Consider the following 8,951-nt stretch of genomic DNA (forward strand, 5'->3'; position numbering starts at 1 on the left):
ATTTCAAAAATTTAAAGAATGGCGTGGTATAGCAACAAGATATGCTAAAAATACAAAATCATACATGGCGGGTCTTTGTTTAAGGGCTTTACTAATGTTGGCTCAAATCTCGTGACGACACACTCTACGGTTCACAATGAGGAAGTAATAACTTTAATTCTCTGGCAATAATATTTCTCTTTTACCAGTGTGGTTAGGAGGGGATATTACCCCATTTTGTTCCATTTTCTCCACAAGAGTAGCAGCTCGATTATAACCAATTCGTAAACATCTTTGTATATAGCTAATTGATACTTTTCGTTCTAATTGTACTATTTGTACCGCTCTTTTATATAGAGTCTCGTCACTAGTTGAATCATCTCCAGAACTTTCGACATTTACTTCATCATCATCTAGTTGTTGGGTCACTGCTGAAAGATACTCAGGAGTTCCTGTTGCTCTTAAATATTCGGTTACTTTCTCTACCTCTTTATCATCAACAAATGGACCATGAACCCTGGTAATCTTTGACGAATTACCCATATAAAGCATGTCTCCCATACCGAGTAACTGTTCAGAGCCTTGTTCACCAAGAATAGTTCTACTATCAATCTTAGAAGTTACTTTAAAACTGATACGACTTGGAAAATTAGCCTTAATTACCCCAGTAATAACATCAACAGAAGGTCTTTGGGTTGCCATGATAATATGAATACCTGCAGCTCTTGCCATTTGAGCAAGACGTTGTATCGATAATTCGATATCCTTGCCAGCTACCAGCATTAAATCAGCCATTTCATCAACAATTACTACAATGAACGGTAATTTCTCCATATTCATTTCAATTTTTTCATAAATAGGCTTGCCGGTTTCTGAATCAAATCCTGTTTGGATAGAACGCTCTAATATTTTACCGCTTGACGCAGCTTCCAAAATTTTAGCATTATAACCAGCTATATTTCTTACCCCAATATTTGACATTGCTCTATAACGATTTTCCATCTCTTTTACTGCCCATTTAAGGGCTACTACCGCTTTGTTTGGTTCGGTAACCACTGGGGTTAGAAGATGTGGTATGCCATCATAGGTTGATAATTCAAGCATTTTAGGATCGATCATTATTAACCGACATTCTTCTGGGGTATAACGGTAAAGTAGGGAAATTATCATCGCATTAATTGCCACTGATTTACCTGAACCAGTCGTACCTGCAACTAATAAATGGGGCATTTTTGCTAAGTCTGCAACAAAAGGCTTGCCAGCTAAATCCTTACCTAAAATCAATGGTAGCATAATGCTATTATCTTGATATTCTGGGGTTTCAATTAATTCTCTTAGACAAAAGAAAGCTCGTTGTTTATTTGGTAATTCAATACCTAAGACGTTTCTACCCGGTATTACAGCTATTCTAGTTGATATTGCAGATAATGATCTGGCAATATCGTCTGATAAACCTATAATCCTAGAAGATTTAGTACCGGCAGCTGGTTCAAATTCATATAAGGTGACAACCGGACCTTGATTAATATTAATGACCTGACCTTTAACACCAAAATCATTAAGAACAGTCAACAATATTTGGGCATTATGTTGTAATTCTGATAAAGTTTCCACTTTTATATTTTGGCTATCAGCTTGTTTTAATAATTCGATAGGTGGTAAGTCTGGTAATTGGTCATTTTCTTTTCTTGATGCAGATTGTTTCTTTAAATAATGAGATTGTGGATCATTATTTTTCCCTAAATCCATTTTGTCAGCATATGAAGCTTCTTCTTGATTAACAAAAGTAGCCCTTTTTATCAAAACTGGTTTAGTTGAGTTGCTATTTGTTGATATTGTAGGTAAGGATATAATTTTTTTATAAGGTATTAGTTTGAGTAATTTAATTATAGCATTCCAAAAAGCTGAAAATTTTATTTCTGCCAGTAAAAATAATAAAATAAACGTGACAATAATTAAAGCATAATCGGCTCTAGCATCTAATTGTTTGACTAGTGGGTAAATAATAGTACCGACTGTTCCGCCGGCACCAGCCGGTAAATAATCAATTTTTATCTTAGTGCAGACTATCGATAATGATATAATTGAAAGCAGCATCACCATTATCCGGATGGTAACCCATTTTTTCTCTAAACGCCACACACTCAAAGACCAAAAAAAACAACAAATGGGTAAAATAAACGACGCTATACCAAAAAATTGGTAAAAAATATCTGCCAAATAACAACCAAAATAACCTAATAAATTACTTGGATATTTGGCTGTCACAGAATTAAAGGAAGGATCGTCTGGATTATAAGTTACTAGTAATAAAGTAGTAAAGCAGCCTACCAACATTAATAGAGCAGACCGCACTCTATTATTAGTAAGAATCCTGTTGATGTAGTATAACACAAAAATTGCCTAAAAAATGAACCACTTTGGTCGTTGCCTAAGATCCTCAAAGAACCTAGTATATATAAATGGAATCCATATATCTGCATAATAGACTCAGACAGGAATGTTTCCTAATAGTAAAAATTATAGTCCCAGGGCAATACGTTAAGCTCACGAACCAAGTAGCTCGTCTATTACACTCTTCTGTTTTAAAAAGTGTTTTTTAAGTAAATATTCCAAGTATTTTACGATAATATCACTTTCCAATCTTTCGTGCAAGTTCTTCTAAATATCCTGCTATAGTACTTAATGTTTCTGCAAATTTTTCTTCTTCACAAGGTATTTTATCGCCATCGATTTTAGCAATTTTATTAGTCAAATTTTGTACTTGTTCCTGTAAACTTAAGGCGGACATAACTAATAATAGTTCAAATGATGCTGATGGGCTAGCTTTTTTTATCTGGGTAATATTTTCATTTAACTTGGCTGCAAGATTGCACAATTCTTCTTCCGATCCGTCACTACATGCCAGTTGGAAAGTTTTGCTACCTAGTATTATTGTTACTATAGACATCTATATTATGTGTTTTTATGTTTTATTTCTTCCAATTCAGCAATATATACAGCTATTTGCTCAAGTATTTTTGTATAATTATCCTTGAGATATTTATTTTCATCTTTCAGTCTATTAATTTCTTGATGCTGTTCCGCAATATCCGACAAAAGACCTTCAATCCCTTGATCCACTTCTTGCATTAATTTAAGTAACAAATCAGTATTTATTGTCATTCATATGGTAATATTAAGTGAAAAATTATTGGAATTATTATTAATGTTAAAATAGAAATTATAATGAGCTGTTTTTTCCATTTATAATCAGATACCATTGAACCAGCCCTATTTTTGAAATCAATATCTTTAGGGAGTTCCTGCTCATCTTCCTCACCTGTATCCAAAACTATCCCTAAATAATTTGAATATAACTTAAGATAACCTTTCACATAAACTTCCGCTGGCATTGAACTTAGGTCTCCTTCTTCAAGAGCCTCTAAATATTGCTTTCTAATTTTCAAATAATCAGATATCTCTTCAAGAGTTTTGCCAGACTCTATTCTTGCTTGTTTTAGGGATGACGACATAACACGCTACTCAAGTTTACGCAAGAAGGTTTCAAACTTCTTATTTGCTAAAATTAAAATATTTAAGTCAATATTTTCCTGCAATCTAATTGCTTTGACAAAATCTAGGAAAATAGACGCAGAATCTATATTATTATCAATCCATAAATCTAAATCAATATTTACTTTGGATTTGTTAATTATTTTAGTTAATAATTGTCTTTGTTTATCATACAAGTCATCTTTTAATGATTGCGTTGATAATCTATTCCAATAAGAATCATTTAGCTGTTTATCACAAGATTTACGAAGCCAATCAATACTAAATTTGCTACCAGTAGCAAAATATAAACTAGCAACATCATTATTTGTAGCCTGGGTTCTTTTGGCAATATAGATTATGTCAAAAACTGACACTAAGCTATCGAGAGTTGCGACCCTTTGAGCTATCTCGTCTTTCACTCCCAACAAAACATATTGCTTAACTTTATCATCGAATTTATTTTTAGCTTCTCCTAAGAGAAATTTACTCACCACTTTGCTAAGCATTCTAGATGGTTGATAAAATTCATCAATGGTATCGCTAATATTGATAGGATGTTTTATATGCTTTAAAAACCAGGAGATACCTCTACGCATAATTTTAGCAAGTTCAGTAAACATGTCAATTTTAACTTTATATTCTATAGCATTTAGAGATTCCACTATAGTCCATAAATTATCTAAATCAAAAATTTCACAAATAATGGTATATGAACGAACTATATCACAAAGAGCAGCACCAGTGTCACGTTTTATAAGATTAAGTGATGGACCACCTAACTGATTAATAATTTTATTTGTTACAACGGTTCGAATAATTTCATGCTTAAGTGGATGAGATAAAATTTCTTCACGAAATTTCTCTTGCATTAATGCTGGAAAGTAATTAATCAGATAAGACTCAAAATATTTATCTTTTGAGAATGTTGCTGTTATTAAATCATGATAGACTGAGCGTTTACTATAAGAAAGTAATACACAAAGCTCAGGACGAGTTATACTTTCATTATTAAGAGCCCTTCTATTTAACTCTTCTCTAGTTGGTAGGAACTCAACAGTTCGATCAATTAATTTTTCTTCTTCTAAAGTATCAATAAATTGGCTAAATATTTCGATAGTCGAAATACGAGATAATTGCATGATATTAATCGCTTGATTCTGCTTATAATTATCAACTAATACCAACTCTTCAACTTGTTTAGTCATAGCAAACAGTAGTTTATTACGTTCTTCTAAACTGATTTTTTTAGAAACCATAGCTTGATTAAGAGCGATTTTTATATTTACTTCATGATCTGAACAATCAACACCAGCTGAATTATCAATAAAATCAGTATTTATCTGTCCACCGAGCTTGCTATATTCTATTCTACCTTGTTGCGATACGCCAATATTTCCACCTTCCCCTATTACTTTAGCTCTAATATCTTTACCATTGACTCTCAGATTATCATTTGCCTTATCACCTATATCTAGGTGACTTTCTGTCGAAGCTTTTATATAGGTTCCTATACCACCATTCCATATCAAATCAACTTCTGCTTGTAAAATAGCTCTAATCAGCTGTTCTGGGGTTAGTTGGTCAACATCTATCTTTAGCAATGATTTAGCTTCTGCCGATAACAAAATAGATTTACTACTTCGTTCAAAAACCCCGCCACCTTTTGAAATTAACTGTTGATTATAGTCAGACCAATTTGATGTAGGCAACTCAAACAATCTCATACGTTCATTAAAACTAATAATCGGCTCGGGTTGTGGATCAATAAATATATGTTTATGATTAAATGCCGCAACAAGTTTTATTGCATTAGACCTAAGCATAGCATTACCAAAGACGTCTCCAGACATATCACCAATACCAACAACAGTAATAGGATCCTTTTGTATATCAAGACCCATAGCATAGAAATGACTTGCTACAGAAATCCACGCTCCTTTTGAAGTAATAGCCATTTTCTTATGGTCATAACCGGCTGATCCCCCGGAAGCAAAAGCATCACCTAACCAAAAATTATATTCAGCAGATATACTATTCGCATGATCTGAGAACGTTGCTGTACCTTTATCTGCTGCAACTACTAAATATGGATCTTCCTGATCATAGATAATAGTGTTTTGTGGTTGGACAATTTTGCCATTAACTATATTATCAGTGATATCAAGTAAACCACGGAGAAAATTCTTATAACATTCTATAACTCTTGCCATATATTCTTGACGAGTCATATTATCATCAGTGAAATTAACGAAAAACCCACCTTTTGAGCCGTCAAAAGGCACAATGACCGAATTTTTGGTACTTTGTGCTTTCATTAGCCCTAATACTTCTATTCTATAATCCTCTCCTCTATCAGACCATCTAATACCACCACGAGATACTTTGCCACCTCGTAAATGAATAGCTTCAAAATCATTAGCATAAACAAATATTTCAGCAAATGGCACTGGCAAAGGTAAATTAGGAACTTTTTTTGAATTAAATTTAAAAGAAAAATAATTTTTACAGACTATATTATGTTTGTTATCTCCATTCTGTAAATTATAGTCAATTGATGAGAAGTTGGGGACGTTGTCGCTCGTCGCTCGCCTATTACTTATAGGCGTCGCTCCATCGCTCCTAGCCCCAAATTCTCCTGAATTGACTATAGAACTAGATTGATAGCAATTAGTTCTAACAATAGCTTCAATAGTACCAAACATATGCCTTAAAACCTTATCCTCACTGCTACTAGTGATTTTATTAAGATAGCTAAGGATACTGTCTTTTATAGTTTTTGTACGTTCATCTGAAAAGTTTGCCGGATTAAATTTAGCATCAAACAAATCAACTAGCATTTTAGTATATAGAAAATGCTTTATTAAGGTCAGTTGAACATAACCCTTACCATAGATAAAGCCTGTTTGATGTAAATATCTAGTTAATGCTTTGACTAACTTAACTTGCCACCAATTAAATCCTGATAACACTATTAATTTACTTAAAGAATCATTATCTAAAAGTCCGAGAGATATTTTATCTAAAGCCTCTTCTACATTGGCTTTAAGCAAATCAATATTGCCTTCAATAGTTATTAATGGTTCGAGAGTGAACTCATATATCCAACTCTCTTTAATAGACTTCCCGCAAAACTCTACTTCTGCTGGTGATTTGTACGTCGAGTCGGTACTCGAATCCTCACGTACCTTTAAGTACGCTGCGGTTCTGCGTGCCAAGTCTCCTTCAAATCCCTCAGCATAAGCGACTTTTGCAGGAAGTCTAATATCTTCTGTTCCTTTTATAGCAAAGCTTTGTTCATCTATAGCCTTGAATCCCAAATTTTCTATAGATGGTAGTAGGTCGGAAAGAGCTAATTTGGGAGCAGGACTGTAAATTTTTAGCCGGAATTCACTATTATTTATAGTAATTAAATTAAATATAGGCTTGTGATAAATACTTGCCTCTTTTAGATACTCAATATCTATTAAAGTTGTTTGCCCATTAAATTTCTCTCTATAATCAATAGGAAAAATTGGATCAAAAAGTTTAAAATTTACTCCTCCCTGATATTCACCAAAATTTTTACATAATTTATGATAAAAATCTTCACTCCAACGAGTGGAAAGTTTATCTAATTCTTGCTCTATTATTTCAACTTCAAAATTAAGGCTATTTTTATTCTGCACCTCTAACGTAACAAATAAATATGAAAAATTTTCTGCCACTTCTGCCATATAATCTGATAATATTACCCCATTAAGTGTATCGGATAAATAACAATTTATGGCACTATGTACTTCTGGTGTTAAACGATCTCTTGATAAGAATATTATGATATTAATAAAAGAACCAGACCAATCTTGTTGAATAAATAATTTGAGTTTTCTACTCATCATACCTGAAAGTACATGTAAGCACATACAGTATAGATCACCTTCATCAATCTGTATCAAAGCTTCTTTCGGTAGAGATTGAACTATACTTTTAAGCTTTTTGGTATTATATCCATCAGTCGGAAAGGCAGATTTATCTAGAACGAATTGTAGCTTTTGTCTTAATATAGGAATATCAGTAATTAGCTGGTAATATATTGCAGAACTATATAAACCAAAAATTATGCTACCTGAAAGATACTTTTTATCCTGATCGATCTTCTTGATTAAAATATAATCTACTAAGTTATTTCTATGTACACTTGATAGGGTATTAATTTTACCTAAAATGACTAATTTATTGTTATGTAATGGGCTTGCTGAGCGTTCAATAATATCAATAACTTCATTTTTAGTATCTTGTCCTTGCCATATTTTCTGGACACCTTCCTCTGAGGAAAAATCTTTGGAAATTAGATCAAAGTTAATCATACCTAAAAAAGTAAAATTATCATCTTTTAGCCAATTTAAGAAATCTATAGACTCATTATAATCTAAATAGTTATTGTGTAATTGTTGATTATTTTGAATCTCATTTGAAATCGTTGTTACTCTGTTCAATAATTTAGACCACACATTATGAGTAGTATCGACCTGATCTAAAGTTTTATTCAGAGAATTTTCTAAAGAATTGATATCGCTCTGATCAAAATTCCCTAAAATAGTTATATGTACTAAAGATTCGTCACTATCTTGCTTTACATCCAATATTTCTTGTAAATGACCATCATTGTTTCTTACGCAAGCTATAACAGGATGAAGTAAAAATTTAGCTTTCAAGTTGAGAGTTGTTAACAAACAAATAATCGAATCAACTATGAATGATTTATTTTCGTTCAATAACAAAATATTAATAGCAGGATTATTTTCAATTACCGTACTGACAATCTGCAATTTCCTTTTACTAGGTTGCTTTTCTTTAAAGAACTGAAAAGCACTATAAGCAAACTCGCCAAATAATTCTTGTCTATCTCTAAACCTATAATCTACAGGAATATAAACTAAAAATTTTTGTATAAATTTATTAAAAAGTGGCTCTCCATTTTTTACCTTACTTAATGATAAAATTTCTGATTTATAATTAGGCACTTGACAAGTAAGTCTACTTAAAGATAAAGACACTCTCTCTGCAGCCTTATTTATTGTAACTTTTTCTATTGTCATATTGTTACCAAAGTTTATTATTGTTTCAAAGATTAAGCATTATATAGCTAACCCCATTAATATTACTCCGCCTATTAGCGAGACCACTGTGTGGTCGCATAGGCGTTAGTTTAAGAAAATAAAGTAGAAAAGTCGTCTATTAGCGAGCCACCGTAGGTGGCGTGGCAATCCATCTCTATCGCTTTTCTGGATTGCTTCGTCGACCTACGGTCTCCTCGCAATGACGTTTTTACCTTGTCATATATGGACGAGTGAATTTGTCAAGAAAGAAAATAAAAAAATAGAGCCACAAAGGAAGCGGTCATATATTCGGCATCGAGTGCCATAATGGTTTCTGCATTCTTATAAATATCCTTGAGT

4 protein-coding genes and 3 pseudogenes are annotated in these 8,951 nt (G+C 32.6%); all 7 read right to left on the reverse strand.

Annotation, left to right across the window (positions count from 1 at the left end; genetic code table 11):
- Positions 1–153: 153 nt before the first annotated feature.
- Positions 154–2,373, reverse strand: coding sequence for a DNA translocase FtsK (locus tag RiCNE_RS04465; RefSeq protein ID WP_094649409.1), 2,220 nt, complete (start codon positions 2,371–2,373; stop codon positions 154–156).
- A 238-nt stretch (positions 2,374–2,611) separates the two neighbouring features.
- Positions 2,612–2,929, reverse strand: coding sequence for a cell division protein ZapA (locus tag RiCNE_RS04470; protein ID WP_094649410.1), 318 nt, complete (start codon positions 2,927–2,929; stop codon positions 2,612–2,614).
- Between the two features lie 5 nt (positions 2,930–2,934).
- Positions 2,935–3,144, reverse strand: coding sequence for a hypothetical protein (locus tag RiCNE_RS04475; protein ID WP_094649411.1), 210 nt, complete (start codon positions 3,142–3,144; stop codon positions 2,935–2,937).
- Entirely contained in the window at positions 3,141–3,494 is a 354-nt protein-coding gene (locus RiCNE_RS04480; protein ID WP_094649412.1) for a helix-turn-helix domain-containing protein, read from the reverse strand. The genes RiCNE_RS04475 and RiCNE_RS04480 overlap by 4 nt, the downstream gene beginning before the upstream one ends.
- Before the next feature lie 6 nt (positions 3,495–3,500).
- Positions 3,501–6,020, reverse strand: a pseudogene (locus RiCNE_RS08420) (NAD-glutamate dehydrogenase domain-containing protein); the annotation flags it as partial.
- Between the two features lie 147 nt (positions 6,021–6,167).
- Positions 6,168–7,391: pseudogene (locus RiCNE_RS08490) on the reverse strand (palindromic element RPE1 domain-containing protein); the annotation flags it as partial.
- 18 nt (positions 7,392–7,409) lie between these two features.
- Positions 7,410–8,591 (reverse strand): annotated as a pseudogene (locus tag RiCNE_RS08580) (NAD-glutamate dehydrogenase); the annotation flags it as partial.
- Positions 8,592–8,951 lie beyond the last annotated feature (360 nt).

Source organism: Rickettsia endosymbiont of Culicoides newsteadi, assembly GCF_002259525.1.
GTDB lineage: Bacteria > Pseudomonadota > Alphaproteobacteria > Rickettsiales > Rickettsiaceae > Tisiphia.